Origin of the sequence: Nocardioides luteus (assembly GCF_015752315.1) — a bacterium.
Lineage (GTDB): Bacteria > Actinomycetota > Actinomycetes > Propionibacteriales > Nocardioidaceae > Nocardioides.
Map to the genome: position 1 here is coordinate 2,575,392 of NZ_JADOVJ010000001.1, position 16,667 is coordinate 2,592,058.

The following is a 16,667-nucleotide window of genomic DNA, read 5'->3' on the forward strand; positions in this document are numbered from 1 at the left end:
CCGAGGAGCGCGGGAGCAAGGCGCGAGCGAAGCGAGTGCCAAGCCACTAAGTAAAGAGGCTTCCCTGCTGGTCGAGCCGCGAGCGCCAGCGAGCGTGTCGAAACCAACACAGTCCTATCGAGCGCCGACGTGAACTGTGTTGGTCTCGACACGCCTCCGCCTAGCGGCTCCGGCGGCTCGACCAGCGGTGGAGCATGCCCTCGATCAGGTCAGCAGCCCGGTGGGTGCCGCCCTCAGCGATCGCGTCGGCGCGCAGCTGAGCAGACCGGGCGACCCGGTCGGGGTCCTCGAGCAGCTCGAGCAGAGCCGTACGCAGCGCAGCCGCCGAGACGTCCTCGGCGTCGATCCGACGGGCGACCCCCAGCTCGACCAGCCGGTCGGCGTTCATGAACTGGTCGACGGCCTGCGGCACCGTGATCATCGGCACGCCCGCCATCAGGCCCTCGCTGCTCCCGCCCATCCCGGCGTGGGTGACGAACGCGTCCGCCGCTGCGAGAACGGCGCGCTGCGGCAGCCAGCGGTGGACCTCCACGTTGCCGGGGAGCTCGCCGAGCTCGGCGGGGTCGAGCGTGGTGCCGATCGACATCACGACGTGCCAGCCGGGGAGGGCTGCGTACGCCTCGATGCAGGCGCGGAAGAAGGAAGCGTCGCCGGTGTAGGCCGAGCCGAGGGAGACCAGCAGGACGTGTTCGGCGCCGGCGGGGCGGGTCCAGGTCTCGTCCGATTCGAGCGCGAAGCACGGCCCCACGAAGGTGACCACGTTCTCATCGACCTTGTCCGCGTTCGGCTGCATCGCCCGGGGGATGAGCGCGAGCGCGCGCTTCGGCGCCCCGGCGAACGTGTCCAGATCCAGGGTGGTCGCCCCGGCTTCCTCGAGCCATGCCGAGAACCGGTCGAGGTAGTCGTCGTAGCCCGGCAGCTGGCGCACCTGTGCGCCGACCTCCTCGGCGTACCCGTCCCAGGCCACGAACGTCGGCGAGAGCTGCACGAACGGGCGCTGCTGCTTCTCGGCGAGCGCCCGGGCGGCGTAGCCGCCGATGTCGTAGAGGTAGAGGTCGGCCGGCTCGGTGTCGTAGAACGCGTGCAGATGCGGCAGCACGAGCATCGCGTCATCGAGGAAGATGCCCATCCCGGCGACCGGGTCCTCGGGCCACTGCCGGTCCTCGACGGGCAGCACCGTCGGCATCGGGACCAGCTCGGCCCCGGTCGGCTTGATCGCGTCGGACATCGACTCGTGGGTGGCGTACGTGACCCGATGGCCGCGCGCGACCAGCTCCTTGATCAGCTCGAGGCTCGGGAGGACGTGGCTGATCGCGGGAGAGGCGACCATGGCGATGTGGCGCGGTGGAATAGTCATGACATCGCTGGACGCTATCGGCCCGGCGACGGCCGAAGCGACCGAGTATTCGCGTCGACCTTCGCTCACCTGCCCGTCGCGGTCTGTTCACCGCACGTGAGCCGTGGGCCGCGTGTCTCGTCAGTTTTGCGCGTTACGGTCGTAGATGTGTCCGTTCCCCGGGTCTCCGCGTCCCAATCCACGATCTGCGTCCTGCTGCTGGGTGTGCTCGGCTTCGCGATGAGCGCCCAGGTGGCGATCGCGATGCCGGCCCTGTTCAAGGCCGACGAGCGGGCCCATGCGGCGTACGCGGTGGCGCTCTCCCAGGGGACGCTCCCGACGATCGACACCGACATCCCCGACGACCCGGTGCGCTACCCGCAGCTGGCCGAGAGCCTCTTCGGGGCCGACGAGGCCCACCGTGACATCTGGGTCGCCAACCACCCGCCGCTGTTCTACGTGATGAGCCTGCCGCTGGTGTGGCTCGGCGACGCGGTCGGCTCGCCGGGGCTGACGCTGCTCGGGATGCGGCTGCTCAACGCGCTCGGCTTCGCCCTGACCACGATCATGGTCGGCCTGCTGGCGCGCGAGCTCGTGCCCAGGCGCCCGGCGGTCCCGGTGATCGCCTCGGCGATGTGCATCGGCTGCGGCGCGATGACGTTCCTGGGCGGCGGGATCTACAACGACGGCTGGTCCTCGGCCGCGGCGTTCCTGACGCTCTTCCTCGGCTTCCGGATGATCCGCCAGGGGGTGACCCGCGAACGCCTGGTCGCCGCGGCAGCGGTGGGCGTGGCGGCCGCCGGCCTCCGCTCGACCGGCCTGGTCGCGGTCTTCTTCCTCGGTCTCTGCGTGCTGGTGGCCATGTGGCTGCGGGAGCCGTCGCTGCGTACGTTCCTGCGGGGTACTTTCTGGCGCGCGGTCGGGATCGCGGCGTGCATCGGGATGGCGCCGGTGGTCGTGTTCGGCTGGTTCTACGTGCGCAACATCCAGATCTACGGCGACCCGACGGCCTCGAGCTCGCTCTTCGAGAAGTTCGGGCGCGAGCCCAACGGCACCACGCTGTTCCAGCTGGTCAACCCCGAGTTCTACGGCCATCTCCTCGGCAGCTTGTGGACCGACGGCAACATCGCCAACACCTGGAGCCAGGCGGCGGTCATCGTGCTCACCCTCACGTTGGTCGGCCTGGTGCTCGACGCCGCCGCGAAGGCCAACCCGCGCCGCACCGGGGTCCTGCAGCGCATCCAGCTCGCTCCGCAGAGCACGATGCAGCACCGCCAGGACCTGGCGATCTGGGCGCTTCTGGGTGGCTACTGCCTGCTGATCCTGGTCAACGTCGCCGGGTTCATCGCCGGTGGTGGCTGGATCCACGCCCGCTACGCGGTGCCGTTCCTGCCGTTCCTCGCCGCCGGCGCCGGGCTCGCCGCGCTGCGCCTGGGTCGCGTCTTCCCGCTCCGATCCATCCCGACGGGTCCGACCTCCGGAGCGACCGCGCCCGACGAGGCCCGCGACCTGCGCATCGGCCTGGGTGTCTCGCTGGCCTTCATGGTCGTAGGCCTGGTCTGCCACCTCGACACCGAGCAGTACGTCGACGGGCCGGTCAGCAGCACCTTCGCGCTGGTCGCCCTGGTGACGGCCGATCTGGTGATGTTCGCCGTCGCCGCGTACGTGGCCACCGAGCTGCGACGGCGGATGCGACCGGGCACCTTCGACGCTGCCCGCACCCTCGCCGCGCCCGTGACGACAGGGGCTGTGACCGAGGTCGCTGCCAGCCGTCCACGGGCCAGCACCGGGAGCTCGGCGACCCCGAAGACCCCGTAGCATCCCTATGTGAGCCACGAAGATCCCCAGTCATCCGCACGCTCATGGCTCGTGTGGGGCATCGGCGTAGCGGTCTACGGCTTGGCGGTCTTCCATCGCAGCAGCCTCGCGGTCGCCGGGCTGGTGGCCACCGAGCGCTTCGGGATCGGCGCCAGCCAGCTGGCCGTCTTCACGATGCTCCAGCTGTTGGTCTACGCCTTGATGCAGGTGCCGGTCGGGCTGCTGGTCGACAGGTACGGGTCGCGTACGGTCCTCTCCGCCGGCGCCGTGATCCTGGCGGTGGCGCAGGCCGGCTTCGCGTTCGCCGACTCCTACCCGCTGGCGTTGCTGGCACGTACGTTCGTGGGGATGGGCGACGCGATGACGTTCATCTGCGTGCTGCGGCTGGTGCCGTCGTGGTTCCCGACCCGCAAGGTGCCGCTGGTCAGCCAGCTGACCGGCACGATCGGCCAGATCGGCGCGATCGCCGCCGCGGTCCCGATGACCTGGGCGCTCGGCCACCTCGGCTGGACCCGCGCCTACCTGACCGCCGCGCTCATCGGCCCGGTCCTGCTGGTGCTGCTGTTCCTCTTCGTCCACGACGGCCCGGGCGCCCGGCACCGCCGCGGCATCGCGCTCAAGCCGCGCGAGGTCTTCCGGAGCCTGAGGGCGTCCTGGTACCAGCCGGGCACCCGCCTGGGCTTCTGGATCCACTTCTCCACCCCGTTCAGCTCCCACCTGATGGGGCTGCTGTGGGGCTTCCCGTTCCTGGTGACCTCCGAGGGGCTCTCCGACACCCTCGCCGGCACCCTGCTCTCCGTCACCGTCGTCGCCGCCCTGGCCGCGGGCCCGGTGATGGGCATCCTCGCCGGCCGCCATCCCTGGCACCGCTCGACCCTGGCACTGACGATGATCGCGGTGATCGCATCCGTGTGGACCCTCGTGCTCGCCTGGCCGGGCGAGGCGCCGCTGCCGGTCCTGCTGCTCCTGATGTGCGTCGTCGGCTTCGGCGGACCCGCCTCCATGATCGGCTTCGACGTCGGCCGCACCAGCAACCCGCCAGCCCGGATGGCGAGCGCCAGCGGCATCATCAACCAGGGTGGCTTCGTCGCCGCGCTGCTCGTGATCGTGCTGGTCGGCTGGATCCTCGACTGGCGCACCGCGGGCGACTCGACCTCCTACACGCCGGAGGCGTTCCGCTGGGCGATGTCGGTGCAGTACCTGTTCTGGGGCCTCGGCGTGGTGCAGATCTGGCGTCACCGGCGCGACGTGCGGCGGCGTACGACCCGGGAGCAGGTCGCCGCCGGCTCCTCGATGGTCGCCGACTGAAAAGCGATCGACGCCGTTCGCCCGGACGTCACCTGGACGGCACCGAGGCGCACTAGCTTGTCGAGGTGCCCACGCCTCCGCGCTCGCTGTCCCAGGTGACCGTTTGCCTGCTCCTGCTGGGGGTGCTCGGCTTCGCGATGAGTGCGCAGTACGCGATCGGGATGCCGCCGCTGCTGAAGGCCGACGAGAAGCAGCACGCGGCGTACGCCATCGTCCTGTCCCAGGGTGTCCTGCCGACGATCGACACGAACACCCCGGCGGACCCGGTGCGCTATCCGCAGTTCGCCGAGGCGCTCTTCGGGCTCGACGAGCCGCGCCGTGACATCTGGGTCGCCAACCACCCGCCGCTGTTCTACGTGATGAGCCTGCCGTTGGTCTGGCTCGGCGACGCCGTCGGCAACGTCGGGGTCACGCTCCTGGGCATGCGGCTGCTCAACGCGCTCGGCTACGCGCTGAGCATCATCCTGGTCGGGCTGCTGGCTCGTGAGCTGGTGCCCAGGCGCCGGGTGGTCCCGGTGCTCGCCGCGGCGATGGTACTCGGCTGCGGCGCGGTGACCTATGACGGCGGCGCGATCTACAACGACGGCTGGGGCATGGTCGCCGCCTCGATGACGCTGCTGCTCGGCTTCCGGATGATCCGCGAGGGCGTCACCCGCGACCGGCTGGTCTGGGCGACCGTCGCCGGCGTCGCCGCGGCCAGCTTCCGCTCGACCGGCCTGGTGGCGGTGCTCGTGCTCGGTGGCTGCGTGCTCGCCGCGCTGTGGCTGCGCGACCCGACGATGCGTACGTTCCGCCGCGGTGTGCTGCTCGCGGTCCGGATCGGACTGGCGCCGGTGGTCGTGATCGGCTGGTTCTACGTACGCAACATCATGCTCTACGGCGACGCGACCGCCTCCGCGGCGCTCTTCGAGAAGTTCTCCCGGCAGACCCACGGCGACACGCTCTTCCAGCTGGTCAACCCGGAGCTCTACCTGCACCTCTACGGCTCGCTGTGGGCCGACGACGTGATCCCGAAGATCTGGATCGTGGCCGCCGCGGCGACGCTGGCCGTCACCGTCACCGGCATGGTGCTCGACGTCAACGCGAAGGCCCGGCCACGGCCGGACGGGGTGATGCGTCGAGTCGTCATCCCCGGACCGGAGCCGACGCTCCTGGAGCGCCGGCTGGAGCTGGCCGTGCGCGCGCTGATGGGCATCTACTGCGTCATCATCATCGTCAACCTGGCCTCCTTCCACGCCGGCGGCGGCTGGATCCACGCTCGCTACGCGGTGCCGTTCCTGCCGGTGATCGCGGCGCTGACCTCGCTCGCCCTCCTGCGCGTCGGCCGCCGCTGGGTCCGGGGCGACGACGAGGAGAGGGTCGACCTGCGCATCACGCTCTACGCCGCCGTCGCGTTCGTCGTCTCCGCGATGGTCGCCCACCTGCACATCCAGCAGCGGATCGACGGACCGGCGGATGCCTCCTGGCTCTTCGCCCTGATCGCGGCCGACCTGGTGATGTTCCTCGCCGCCGCGTACGTCACCGCGCAGCTGCGGCGCCGGCTGCGGCCGGAGGTCTTCGGCCTGACCGCGCGGGCGGAGGCGAACTCTTCGCCCGCCGGTCACCTGGCGACCAGTCACCTGTCGCCGCGGTGAACATCTGAGCCGCCATGGTGGCCCCCACCCCCACCTGAAGGAGCTCCTGTGGTTGACATCGATCGTCGTAGGTTTCTCGGACTCGCCGGCGGCGCGACCGCGCTGACCATGCTCGACCAGAGCATCGCGCGCGCCGCCTCCATCCCCGCGGCCCGTCGGACCGGCACGATCCGCGACATCGAGCACGTGGTCGTCCTGATGCAGGAGAACCGCAGCTTCGAGCACTACCTGGGCACGCTGCGCGGCGTCCGCGGCTTCGGCGACCCGCACCCGGCGATCCTGCCCTCGGGCAAGCCGGTGTGGCACCAGCCGAACGGCGACGGCGAGCTGCTCCCGTTCCACCCAGAGGTCGACGACCTCGGCGCCGCCTTCCTCGAAGGCCTGCCGCACGGCTGGACCGACGGTCAGCAGGCGCTCAACCGTGGTCGCTACGACCAGTGGGTGCCGGCCAAGGGCACGACCACGATGGCCTACCTCGAACGACAGGACGCGGCCTTCCACTTCGCGCTGGCCGACGCGTTCACGGTGTGCGACGCCTACTACTGCTCGTTCATCGGCAACACCGACCCCAACCGCTACTACATGCTGACGGGCTGGACCGGCAACGACGGCAAGGGCGGCGGGCCGGTGCTCTACAACGACGAGGCCGGCTACGACTGGACCACCTACGCGGAGCGGCTCGAGGCCGCCGGGGTGAGCTGGAAGGTCTACCAGGACGAGGGCAACGGCCTCAACGCCGAGGGCGACAACTGGTGGGGCTGGGAGAAGGTCGACGCCTACATCGGCAACTACGGCGACAACTCGCTGCTCTACTTCAACAAGTTCCAGGACGCCCAGCCCGGCGACCCGCTCTTCGAGAAGGCCCGCAGGGGCACCCGCGCGGTCGACGGGCAGGACTACTTCGAGATCCTGCGCGCCGACGTCGAGGCCGGCACCCTGCCCTCGATCAGCTGGATCGCGGCGCCGGAGGCCTTCTCCGAGCACTCGAACTGGCCGACCAACTACGGCGCCTGGTACATCTCCAAGGTCCTCGACGCGCTCACCTCGAACCCCGAGGTGTGGTCGAAGACCGCGCTGTTCATCACCTACGACGAGAACGACGGCTTCTTCGACCACCTGGTCCCGCCGCACATCAACAGCCCGCTGGTGCCGGGGGAGTCGACCGTCTCGACCGAGCACGAGCTCTACACCGGCTCCCACGGCGACGGTCACTACGGCCTCGGGCCGCGGGTGCCGATGTTCGTCGTCTCCCCGTGGAGCGTCGGCGGCTGGGTCTCCTCGGAGACCTTCGACCACACCTCGATCCTGCGCTTCATGGAGAAGCGCTTCGGTGTCGCCGAACCCAACATCACGCCCTGGCGCCGCGCCGTGTGCGGTGACCTGACCTCCGCCTTCGACTTCTCCCGCACCGCCGAGCCGCCCACGCTGCCCGACACGAGCGGATGGGAGCCCGCCGACCGCGAGCGCCACCCGGACTACGCCCCGGAGGCGCCGGCGAACGGGACGATGCCCATCCAGGAGCGCGGCTCCCGCCCGGCTCGCCCGACGCCCTACCAGCTCGAGGTCGTCGAGACCGTCGCCGCCGGCGCGATCGCCGTCGAGATCCGCAACACCGGCAGTGTCGGTGCGCACTTCCAGGCCCGGCTCCTGGCTCCGGAGGGCGCGCCGCACAGCTACACCGTCGGCGCGGGCGACAGCCTCTCCGTGCGGTGGCCGGTCAGCGGCGATTACGAGATCCATCTGCACGGCCCCAACGGCTTCTTCCGCTCCTACGCCGGCACCGCGGGCTCCGACCCCGCCACCGCCGCCGGGCTGCGGCGCGAGGGCCGCTCCCAGCGACTCACCGTGACCGCGCCCGGGAAGGCCGACATCACCAGCGCGTACGCCGGCAGGATCCGCTCGCGCCACGTGGACACGCGCGCCACCGGCGGTTGGTACGACCTGACCCTGACGATCCCGGGCACGACCTGGTCCCGCGGGTTCGCCGGGCACCTGGAGAACGGACGTCCCTCCGTGAGCGACCCGCAGCTGGGCGCCTAGCGGCGGCTCAGGAGGGATCGCCGGGCCGGTCCTTCTCGGACTGACCCGGCGGGTCGAGGATCGGGGCAGCCGTCTCGGGGGCTGCCTCGATCTCGTCCTGCGATGGCTTCTTCGCCGCCTTCTTGGCGGCCTTCTTCTCGAGGCGGTGCACCTCACGCTGCACGATCGCCTCGCGGCGTACGCCGGTGCCGACCAGGTTCACGACCAGGAAGAGCATCGGGTAGAGCGGCCAGGGGTGCCCGTCGGGGGCGGTGGTGAACAGCCAGATGCCCCAGGTGATGAGGCTGACCATCAGGAAGGTGGCGATCGCCTCCTGGAACTCCTTGCGGTAGGCAGCCGCCCCCTGCTCACGGAAGCTGAGCGCCTCGGGCAGGCTGGCCGCGGCCTCCGCCGGAACCGGCGAGACGACCACGAGATCGTCGACGAGCGCGGGCAGCTCGCCGAGCGTACGGGCCTCGAGCAGGGTGCCGACCCTCTCGTCGTGCTCCTCGCGGGTCAGCCGGCCGTCGGCGAACGCGTCGGTCAGCACGGTGCGTACGACCTCCCGATCGGCATCGGAGGCGCGCATGTGTGCGTTGTCGGCCTGCCTCGGGTCGAGGCGGAACCGGGTCCAGAAACCCTCCACGGCACCAGCCTAGACGCACAGCCCGGCACCGTCTGTTGAAGCGGCTGCATTAGAGTGACTGGCGCTGGCTACCTGCTAGTATAGAACACGTTCTAGTTTTGCTCTGCCTAGTTTCGAGGGAGGTGGCGGATGCGGATCGCTCTGCTGTCGTATCGCAGCAAGCCGCACGTCGGCGGTCAAGGCGTCTATATCCGCCATCTGAGCCGGGAGCTCGCCAAGCTGGGGCACACCGTCGAGGTCTTCTCCGGTCAGCCCTATCCCGAGCTCGACCTCGAGGGGGAGGGTGTCACCCTCACCAAGGTGCCGAGCCTGGGGCTCTACGAGGAGCCCGACCCGTTCGGCAACCCGAGGCTCTCCGAGATCCGCGACCTGGTCGATGTCGAGGAGTGGGCGCGGATGCGCACGGGTGCCTTCCCGGAGCCGCTGACCTTCGCGAAGCGCGTCCTCAAGGTCCTGAAGGAGCGCACGGACGACTTCGACATCGTCCACGACAACCAGACGCTCGCCTTTCCGCTGCTGCGCGTCGAGCCCGACCTCGGTCTGCCACTGGTGACCACGATCCACCACCCGATCTCGTTCGACCGGCGCATCGAGCTGGAGAGTGCGGAGGGCTGGAAGAAGAAGTTCGGGGTCTGGCGCTGGTACTCGTTCGTGAAGATGCAGGCGAAGGTCGCCTCCCAGCTGCGGCACGTGATCACGCCCTCGGACAACTCCAAGCGCGACATCCTCACCGACTTCGGCGTCCCCACGGACCGCGTGCAGACCGTGCACCTCGGTGTGCCGGAGGAGTTCGTCCCGCCGACCGGGCCCCGCGTCCAGGGCCGGATCCTGGCCATGGCCAGCGCCGACGCCCCGCTGAAGGGCATCGCGTTCCTGCTCGAGGCCTTCGCCAAGCTGCGTACCGAACGCGACCTGGAGCTGGTCCTGGTCTCCAAGCCCAAGAAGGACGGGCCGACCGAGCAGCTCATCGAGAAGCTGGCGATCAAGGACCACGTACGTTTCGTCAACGGCATCTCCGACGCCGAGCTCGTGGAGCTGATGGGCTCCGCGGAGATCGCCTGCGTGCCCTCGCTCTATGAGGGCTTCTCGCTGCCGACCGCCGAGCTGATGGCGTGCGGCACCCCGCTCGTCGTCTCTCGTGCCGGTGCGATCCCGGAGGTCGTCGGCCCCGACGACCTGTGCGCGAAGCTGGTCACCCCGGGCGACACCGAGGAGCTCGAGCAGGCCATCGCGGCGCTGCTCGACGACCCCGAGCGCCGGGCCCGCTACTCGGCCGCCGGCCGTGCCCGGGTCGAGGAGCACTTCTCCTGGCACGCCGTCGCCGAGCGGATGACGGCCCTCTATCAGCAGTCCATCGACGAGTTCGGTCTCGACAAGCTCGACCAACGAAACGGAAGGAAGTGAGCCGTGCTCACCGTTGACTTCGACCGCCTTGGCCTGAAGGCCGGAGAGCGCGTGCTCGACATGGGTGCCGGCGGTGGCCGGCACGCCTTCGAGATGTACCGCCGCGGCGCCGACGTGATCGCGTTCGACCAGGACGCCGAGGAGCTCGCCAAGGTCTCGGAGTGGTTCTTCGCGATGCGCGACGAGGCCCCCGCGGGCGCCAACGCGGAGGTCAAGGAGGGCGACGCGCTGTCGCTGCCGTTCGCCGACGGTGAGTTCGACCGGATCGTCGCGGCCGAGGTGCTCGAGCACATCCACCACGACGTCGACGCCATCAAGGAGCTCGTCCGGGTGCTCCGCCCCGGTGGCACCCTCGCGATCTCGGTGCCGCGCTGGCTGCCCGAGGTCGTCAACTGGAAGCTCTCCGCGGACTACCACAACACCACCGGCGGTCACATCCGTATCTACACCGACCACGAGCTCATCGACAAGGTCACCAAGGCCGGCCGCCCCAACGACGGCACACCGGGTGACGCGATGATCTTCGAGGGCAAGTCCTACGCCCACGGTCTGCACGCGCCCTACTGGTGGCTCAAGTCGGCCGTCGGCGTCGACAACGACAAGCACGTCCTGGTGAAGGCCTATCACCAGCTCCTGGTCTGGGAGATCATGAAGAACCCGCTCCCGCTGCGGCTCGCCGGCAAGGTCCTCGACCCGGTGATCGGCAAGAGCATGGTCCTCTACTTCCGCAAGCCGGGCCCCATCGCCTCGGACCCGAACTCGGCCGGCTGATTCTCGGATGCGAGTCGAGATCCCGTACGTCGACGGGGTGCTGACCCCTGCCCAGATCGCTGCCACGGCCGGGTCGATCGCCCGCGCCCAGGAGCCGTCGGGCGCGATCCCGTGGGTGCCCGGCCAGCACACCGACATCTGGAACCACGTCGAGGCGGCCATGGGCCTGCTCGTCGGTGGTCTGGTGGAGGAGGCCGAGGCTGCGTACGACTGGATCCCGTCGCTGCAGAACGCCGACGGCTCCTGGCCGATGAAGATCGTCTCCGGGGCTCCGGTGGAGACGATCGGCGAGTCCAACATGTCCGCCTACTTCGCCGTCGGGCTCTGGCACCACTGGCTGATCCGGCGTGACCGGGCGTTCGTGGAGCGGCTGTGGCCCTCCGTACGCGCCGGGCTGGACTTCGTCGTCGGGCTGCAGCTGCCCTTCGGCGGGATCGCCTGGACGCCGCGCGACCCGTTCGCCCTGCTCACCGGCTCGTCCTCGATCTACCAGTCGCTGCGCGCCGGCGTCGCGCTGGCCGACCTGATGGACGACCCGCAGCCGGAGTGGGAGCTCGTCGGCGGCCGGCTCGGTCACGCGCTGCGCCACCACCGCGACTCGTTCGAGGACAAGTCGCACCACTCGATGGACTGGTACTACCCGGTCCTCGGCGGTGCCGTCGTCGGCGCCGCGGGTCACGACCTGATCGAGTCGCGCTGGGACCACTTCGTACGCCCCGGACTCGGCGCCCTCTGCGTCGACACCAACCCGTGGGTCACCGGAGCGGAGACCTGCGAGCTGGTGATGGCGCTCGACAACCTCGGCGACCACCGTCGGGCGCTGGGCCTGTTCAAGGACATGCAGCACATGCGCGCCGACGACGGCGGCTACTGGACCGGGTGGGTCTACGAGTCGCCCGACTACCCCAACCCGAACCCCAACGCCTTCTGGCCCGAGGAGCACTCCACCTTCACCGCCGCCGCGGTCATCCTGGCCGCGGACGCGCTGGGGGAGCGCTACGGCGGCTCCACCGCAGGCTCCGGGATCATGCGCGGCACCTCCCTCGCCGCGCGGTTTGAGGAGCTGGCGCTGGAGTGTGGCTGCGAGACGTCAGAGGCGTCGCAGCACGCGTAGCGATCCGACCGCGTCGATCTCCTCGAACTGCTTCGAGGCGAGCGCGGGGAGGTAGATCTCCTCGTACGGCGGCCGGCCACCGTCGGCCGGGTCGGGGAAGACATCGTGGACCAGGAGCAGGCCGCCGGGCATGACCTTCGGCGCCCAGCCGCGGTAGTCCAGCTGCGCGGGCTCCACGCCGTGGCCGCCGTCGATGAAGAGGAACGAGACCGGCGTGGTCCACCACCGGCTCACCGTCGTCGAGGCGCCGATCACCGCGACCACCTCGTTCTCGAGACCGGCCTGCTCGATCGTGCGCCGGAAGGTCGGCAGCGTGTCCAGCCGCCCGGTGGTCGGGTCGACCAGGCTGGTGTCGTGGTGCTCCCATCCCGCCTGGTTCTCCTCGCTGCCGTGGTGGTGGTCGACGGTGAACACCGTGCCGCCGGTCAGCTTCGCCGCGGCGCCGAGATAGACCGACGACTTGCCGCAGTAGGTCCCGATCTCGACCGCCGGGCCGTGGGGCAGCCGCTCCACGGCGTACTCGAACAGCGCGATGCCCTCCTCGGGAGGCATGAACCCCGTGGCGTCGAGGGCGTGCTTGAGCAGTTCCGCGGGCATCTCAGGCGTAGACACCCGGGCACCCTAGCCGAGCCGTCGCTCGTCGGTGACAATCCGGTGCATGACGAACATCGAGGAGGCCGCGACGGGATCGGCCGGGCACTCGGTGCTGGTCATCCCGGTGCCTGCGCTGGAGACGTACGTCCTGGAGCGCACGCGCCACTACGACGACTCGTTCGTCTCGACCGACCCGGCGTTCGTCCACGCGCACATCACGCTGCTCGCGCCGTTCCTCGCCTCGCCCACGAGCGACGATCTGGATCTGGTCGAGAAGATCGCGGCCGCGGCGCCGGCGTTCGATTTCGTTCTCGAGGACGTACGCCTCTTCGCCGGGGGCACGATCTATCTGCACCCCGAGCCCGCGGAGCCGTTCGCCGCGTTGACCGCTGAGCTGAGCGCGGCGTTCCCGCAGTGTCCGCCCTATGCGGGGCTCTTCGAGCCGGTGCCGCACCTCACGGTCGACCACGTCGCCGGGGGAGTGGATCTCGACTCGACGCGTACGTCCCTGGCGCCGCTCCTGCCGGCGCGGTGTCGCGCGGACCGGATCAGCCTGCAGTGGTACGCGAACCACGGCTGTCGTGTGATCGCCGAATGGTCGCTCGGCGGGCCGCCGGCGCTGTGACCGCTCGTCAGGGTGCGGGTGCGGACATCGCCTGCATCACGTAGCCGATCGCGACCAGGATGGTCAGGCTGCTGATGGCGATGCCGGCGATCGCGGCCCAGCGGCCGCGACGCTTGTCGTCGGCCGTGCGGTACAGGCCGATGATGCCGAGGATGAACCCGAGCGGGCCGCACATCAGCACGCTCGCGATCAACGAGGCGACCGAGACGCCGTCGAGCGGCACCGCGTAGAGCGACCAGGCGTTGGTCGGCTTCCTGGTCGCCGCGGCCGGAGGCGGCGTCGGCGTCACCGGCTGCGGGTTGGCCGGCTGAGGATTCGGAGCCTGGGGGCTGGGTGCCGTCGCCTGGATGGTGGGCTGTGGCCGGGGCGTCTCAGGTGCCGCAGGCGGTGGCGTGGGCGGTGCGGGGCGCTGGCGCGCCGACAGCGCGGGGTTCGCCGCACGAGCCTGCCGGGTGGCCTGGCGCAGTCGGCTGACCGAGGGGCGCACCCGGGCCGGTGGGGGTGGCACCGTGCCCGAGGCGCTGCCGGCGGCCGGGGCGGGGCGAGGCGTGCTGCTGCCCCACTCTGCTCGCCAGCGGCGGTCACGGCTGAGCGGCGGAGCGGAAGGAGCCGACTCAGGCGTGGACGCCGTGGACGCCGCGGACGGCGTGGGCGCAGCAGGACCAGGGGGAGCGGCCGTCCGGCGGCGCCGGGCGAGCTCCTCGTCGAGCGTCGCACGGGCGACCGGGTCGAGCAGTACGTCGCGCGCCCGGTTGATCCGCATCATCAGCTCGCCGTCGGCAGCCCGGCCGCCACGGTCGGGATGGAACTGCTTCGCGAGCTCCCGGTGGCGTGCCCGCACCGCCGCATCGTCCGCGTCCGGGGCGACCTGGAGCACGGAATAGGCGTCGATGAACTTCCCGCTCACTCAACGCCCCCCACGCACAGTCCTTCGGTTGTCGGCCTCGACCCCCGGGCTCTTCCTCACCCGGTGCCTCACAAATCCCAGAGCAGTGAAATCCTAGAGCAGTAGCGGCGAGATGCTGGTTTCGCCACGGGAAATTGACCGAGGGCCGCCCAGGTGGGCGGCCCTCGCTCTACGAAATCTTCGCCTCCGGCGAAAGTGGAGCGGACGACGAGGCTCGAACTCGCGACCTCAACCTTGGCAAGGTTGCGCTCTACCAACTGAGCTACGTCCGCTTGCGAGAAGAAACAGTAGCGGATGTGGTCGGCAGAGCTCCAACTGGGGTCCCGCGTGTCATGAACCCGCTTCGGGCGCATCGGCCGGTGGCGTACGCCGCTCGAGCTGCTCCACGAGCTGGGTGACCTGGGCCTGGTGTGCGGCTCTCAGGTCGTCGAGCCGCTCAGCCACGTGGGCACGTTCGCGGTCCAGCTCCGCGCGGGCGGCGTCCCGGTCCGCCTTGGCCGCGGCCTCGCTGCCGCGCAGGTCGGCGATCCTGTCCCGAAGCGCGTCGATCTGCTCGCGGGCCGCGTCGCGCTGCGTACGCAGCCCCGCGCTCGTCGCCTCCGCGCCGGCGACCGCCTTCTCGGCGGCCTTCTTCTCGGCGATCAGCTGCTCCTGCATTCGTGCCACGGCCTTCTCGGCTTGGTCGGCTCGCGCGGTCTCGCTGCGCCGGCGCTGCACCGCTGAGTCGTGCTCGGCCTGCAGCCGGTCGAGTCTCTCGGCCAGTCCCGCGCGGGCGGACGCCGTCTCGGCGAGGCTCTTCTCGAGCGAGGCGATCGTCGCGGCGGCGGTCTCGGCCGCGGCTCGCTCGTCCGACTCGGCTTGCTCCAAGGCCGCCTGAGCGGCCTGACGGGACTCCTCGGCTGCGGCGGTGGCAGCAAGCGCCTGCCTCAGGATCTCGGCCGATCGTTCGGACTCCTCCGATGCCTCCGCAGCCGCGGCATCGGCCTCGTCGCGCTCCGCCTCAGCCGCGCGCTGGGCCTGCTCGGCGCGGACCGCACGGGCGGTGGCTGCGGCGATCTGCTCCTGTGCCTCGCTCTGCACCGTGGCGATCTGGGCCTCGGCGGCGGTCAAGTCGCCGAGTGTGCGCAGCTCCTCGAGTGCCTTCGGAAGCTGGTCGAGGAACCGGTCGGCGAGCTGGGTGAGCTGCGTGGTGATCTCGGCGGCGCGTTGCTGTGCGGCCTGCACCGGCCGAGCGGTCTCCTCGGGCGGCCGCGACTCCGCGAGCCGCTGCAGGCGCTTCCGCTCGCGCCAGGCGGCGGCCCGGTTGTGGGCGGGGTCGTCGCAGTACTCCGGCGGCCGGCCGCTCCCGCTCTCCGACACCGCAGCTGGCAGGGGACAGCCGGGGAAACGGCAGAGCTTCTCGTCGACCGCGATCGTTTCCGTCATTGCGTCATCGTAGCGTGACGAAAGACGAAACGGATACTCAATAGACGTTCAAATGAGATACCGAGAGGACACACAACATAACCGGCATTATGATGTGTGCTTGTGAGCGCGATCGAGCCCCGTCCGCAGACCCCCAGCACAGCCCTCGCGGTGACGGAATCCGTCAAAGAGCTGTTCCTCGAGGACCTGAACGAGCTGCCCCGGGAGAAGAGGGCCGAAGCGCTCGCCCGCAGGTTTCTCCTCTCCTACGCAGGACACACCCGCGCTGCGTACGCACGAGACCTCGCCGACTGGTTCGGCTGGTGCGCGGCCCTGGAGATCGACCCGCTCGCCGCCAACCGGGCGATGGTGGACGGCTACGCCCGCCACCTGGAGACCCGGCGGAGCCCGGCGACGATCGCCCGACGGCTCTCCGCGATTGCCGGCTTCTACCGCTACGGCGTCGCGGAGGACGTCCTGAGCGCCTCGCCGGCCCAGCACATCAAGCGCCCCAAGACAAGCAACGACTCCCAGACCCTGGGCATGGACAGGGGAGAGGCCAGGGCATTCCTCGCCGCGGCTCGTGAGCACTCCAGCCGCGCCGCGGCGCTGGTGACGCTGCTGCTCCACGACGGCCTGCGCATCTCCGAGGCGCTGGGCGCGGACGTGACCGACCTCAGCCACTCCCGCGGCCACCGCATCTTGACGATCACCCGCAAGGGAGGCGCCCGGCGGGACGTCGTCCTCAACCCCGCGACCTCGCAGGCCCTCGACGCCTACCTGGACGCCCGGGTCGACGGGCCTGTCTTCGTGACGAGCACCGGCAACCGCTGGCACCGCTCGGAGGCGTTCCGCCTGATCCGCCGCCTCGGCGCGTCAGCGGGCATCGAGCACGGCGACAAGCTCTCCCCGCACAGCCTGCGCCACACCTTCGTCACCCTGGCCCGCGAAGCCGGAGTACCCCTCGAGGACGTCCAGGACGCCGCGGGTCACGCCGACCCTCGCACCACCCGCCGCTACGACCGCGGCCGCCACAACCTCGACCGCCACCCCGCCTACGCGCTGGGTGCCTTCCTCGCCGACTGAG

The 16,667-nt window shown here is 70.5% G+C and carries 14 protein-coding genes and 1 tRNA gene; 9 read left to right on the forward strand and 6 right to left on the reverse strand.

Features of this window, described 5'->3' with window-relative positions; genetic code table 11:
* Positions 1 to 160: 160 nt before the first annotated feature.
* Positions 161 to 1,357, reverse strand: a complete 1,197-nt coding sequence (locus HD557_RS12380) for a macrolide family glycosyltransferase (protein ID WP_231380267.1) — start codon at positions 1,355 to 1,357, stop codon at positions 161 to 163.
* A 147-nt stretch (positions 1,358 to 1,504) separates the two neighbouring features.
* Between HD557_RS12380 and HD557_RS12385 the strand changes: the two genes are divergently transcribed.
* The 4 genes from HD557_RS12385 (at position 1,505) to HD557_RS12400 (ending at position 8,136) form a co-directional block, all read left to right on the forward strand.
* Positions 1,505 to 3,154 carry an ArnT family glycosyltransferase gene (locus tag HD557_RS12385; RefSeq protein ID WP_196874087.1) on the forward strand — a complete coding sequence of 550 codons (1,650 nt, stop codon included), beginning with the start codon at positions 1,505 to 1,507 and terminating at the stop codon, positions 3,152 to 3,154.
* A 9-nt stretch (positions 3,155 to 3,163) separates the two neighbouring features.
* On the forward strand, positions 3,164 to 4,462 hold the full coding sequence (locus tag HD557_RS12390; RefSeq protein WP_307785605.1) for an MFS transporter: 1,299 nt from the start codon (positions 3,164 to 3,166) through the stop codon (positions 4,460 to 4,462).
* Between the two features lie 65 nt (positions 4,463 to 4,527).
* The gene (locus HD557_RS12395) at positions 4,528 to 6,096 is read left to right on the forward strand and encodes an ArnT family glycosyltransferase (protein WP_307785606.1); all 1,569 of its coding nucleotides are present in this window, start codon (positions 4,528 to 4,530) and stop codon (positions 6,094 to 6,096) included.
* Between the two features lie 48 nt (positions 6,097 to 6,144).
* The gene (locus HD557_RS12400; protein WP_196874088.1) at positions 6,145 to 8,136 is read left to right on the forward strand and encodes a phosphocholine-specific phospholipase C; all 1,992 of its coding nucleotides are present in this window, start codon (positions 6,145 to 6,147) and stop codon (positions 8,134 to 8,136) included.
* 7 nt (positions 8,137 to 8,143) lie between these two features.
* Here HD557_RS12400 and HD557_RS12405 read toward each other — a convergent pair whose 3' ends face one another.
* Entirely contained in the window at positions 8,144 to 8,761 is a 618-nt protein-coding gene (locus HD557_RS12405; protein ID WP_008360030.1) for a DUF1707 domain-containing protein, read from the reverse strand.
* Between the two features lie 129 nt (positions 8,762 to 8,890).
* On the opposite strand from HD557_RS12405, the gene HD557_RS12410 reads away from it, so the two are divergent.
* The 3 genes from HD557_RS12410 to HD557_RS12420 are packed head-to-tail and all read left to right on the forward strand — an operon-like array spanning position 8,891 to position 12,050.
* A complete protein-coding gene (locus HD557_RS12410) occupies positions 8,891 to 10,165 on the forward strand; it encodes a glycosyltransferase family 4 protein (protein WP_196874089.1) in 1,275 nt (424 codons plus the stop codon).
* A 3-nt stretch (positions 10,166 to 10,168) separates the two neighbouring features.
* Positions 10,169 to 10,936, forward strand: a complete 768-nt coding sequence (locus HD557_RS12415) for a class I SAM-dependent methyltransferase (RefSeq protein WP_196874090.1) — start codon at positions 10,169 to 10,171, stop codon at positions 10,934 to 10,936.
* A 7-nt stretch (positions 10,937 to 10,943) separates the two neighbouring features.
* Entirely contained in the window at positions 10,944 to 12,050 is a 1,107-nt protein-coding gene (locus tag HD557_RS12420) for a prenyltransferase (RefSeq protein ID WP_008360026.1), read from the forward strand.
* On the opposite strand, the gene HD557_RS12425 is transcribed toward HD557_RS12420, so the two are convergent.
* Complete coding sequence (locus HD557_RS12425; RefSeq protein WP_307785610.1) at positions 12,027 to 12,662, reverse strand: class I SAM-dependent methyltransferase; 636 nt, start codon at positions 12,660 to 12,662, stop codon at positions 12,027 to 12,029. The two genes, HD557_RS12420 and HD557_RS12425, sit on opposite strands and share 24 nt — an antisense overlap.
* A gap of 46 nt (positions 12,663 to 12,708) precedes the next feature.
* On the opposite strand from HD557_RS12425, the gene HD557_RS12430 reads away from it, so the two are divergent.
* Entirely contained in the window at positions 12,709 to 13,269 is a 561-nt protein-coding gene (locus HD557_RS12430) for a 2'-5' RNA ligase family protein (RefSeq protein WP_196874091.1), read from the forward strand.
* Positions 13,270 to 13,276: 7 nt separating this feature from the next.
* Here the strand turns inward: HD557_RS12430 and HD557_RS12435 are convergent, their stop codons facing one another.
* The 3 genes from HD557_RS12435 to HD557_RS12445 form a co-directional block, all read right to left on the reverse strand.
* Complete coding sequence (locus HD557_RS12435; RefSeq protein WP_196874092.1) at positions 13,277 to 14,176, reverse strand: DnaJ domain-containing protein; 900 nt, start codon at positions 14,174 to 14,176, stop codon at positions 13,277 to 13,279.
* A 196-nt stretch (positions 14,177 to 14,372) separates the two neighbouring features.
* Positions 14,373 to 14,448, reverse strand: a tRNA-Gly gene (locus HD557_RS12440).
* Between the two features lie 58 nt (positions 14,449 to 14,506).
* A complete protein-coding gene (locus HD557_RS12445; protein WP_196874093.1) occupies positions 14,507 to 15,601 on the reverse strand; it encodes a hypothetical protein in 1,095 nt (364 codons plus the stop codon).
* Between the two features lie 102 nt (positions 15,602 to 15,703).
* Between HD557_RS12445 and HD557_RS12450 the strand changes: the two genes are divergently transcribed.
* Positions 15,704 to 16,666: a tyrosine-type recombinase/integrase gene (locus HD557_RS12450; protein ID WP_196874094.1), complete on the forward strand. Its 963-nt coding sequence runs from the start codon at positions 15,704 to 15,706 to the stop codon at positions 16,664 to 16,666.
* Position 16,667: the final 1 nt, after the last annotated feature.

Bases quoted from the DNA above. Each gene is read 5' to 3' on its own strand.
- HD557_RS12380 (WP_231380267.1), bottom strand. From the start codon at position 1,357: ATGACTATTCCACCGCGCCACATCGCCATGGTCGCCTCTCCCGCGATC.
- HD557_RS12410 (WP_196874089.1), top strand. From the start codon at position 8,891: ATGCGGATCGCTCTGCTGTCGTATCGCAGCAAGCCGCACGTCGGCGGT.
- HD557_RS12420 (WP_008360026.1), top strand. From the start codon at position 10,944: ATGCGAGTCGAGATCCCGTACGTCGACGGGGTGCTGACCCCTGCCCAG.
- HD557_RS12430 (WP_196874091.1), top strand. From the start codon at position 12,709: ATGACGAACATCGAGGAGGCCGCGACGGGATCGGCCGGGCACTCGGTG.
- HD557_RS12445 (WP_196874093.1), bottom strand. From the start codon at position 15,601: ATGACGGAAACGATCGCGGTCGACGAGAAGCTCTGCCGTTTCCCCGGC.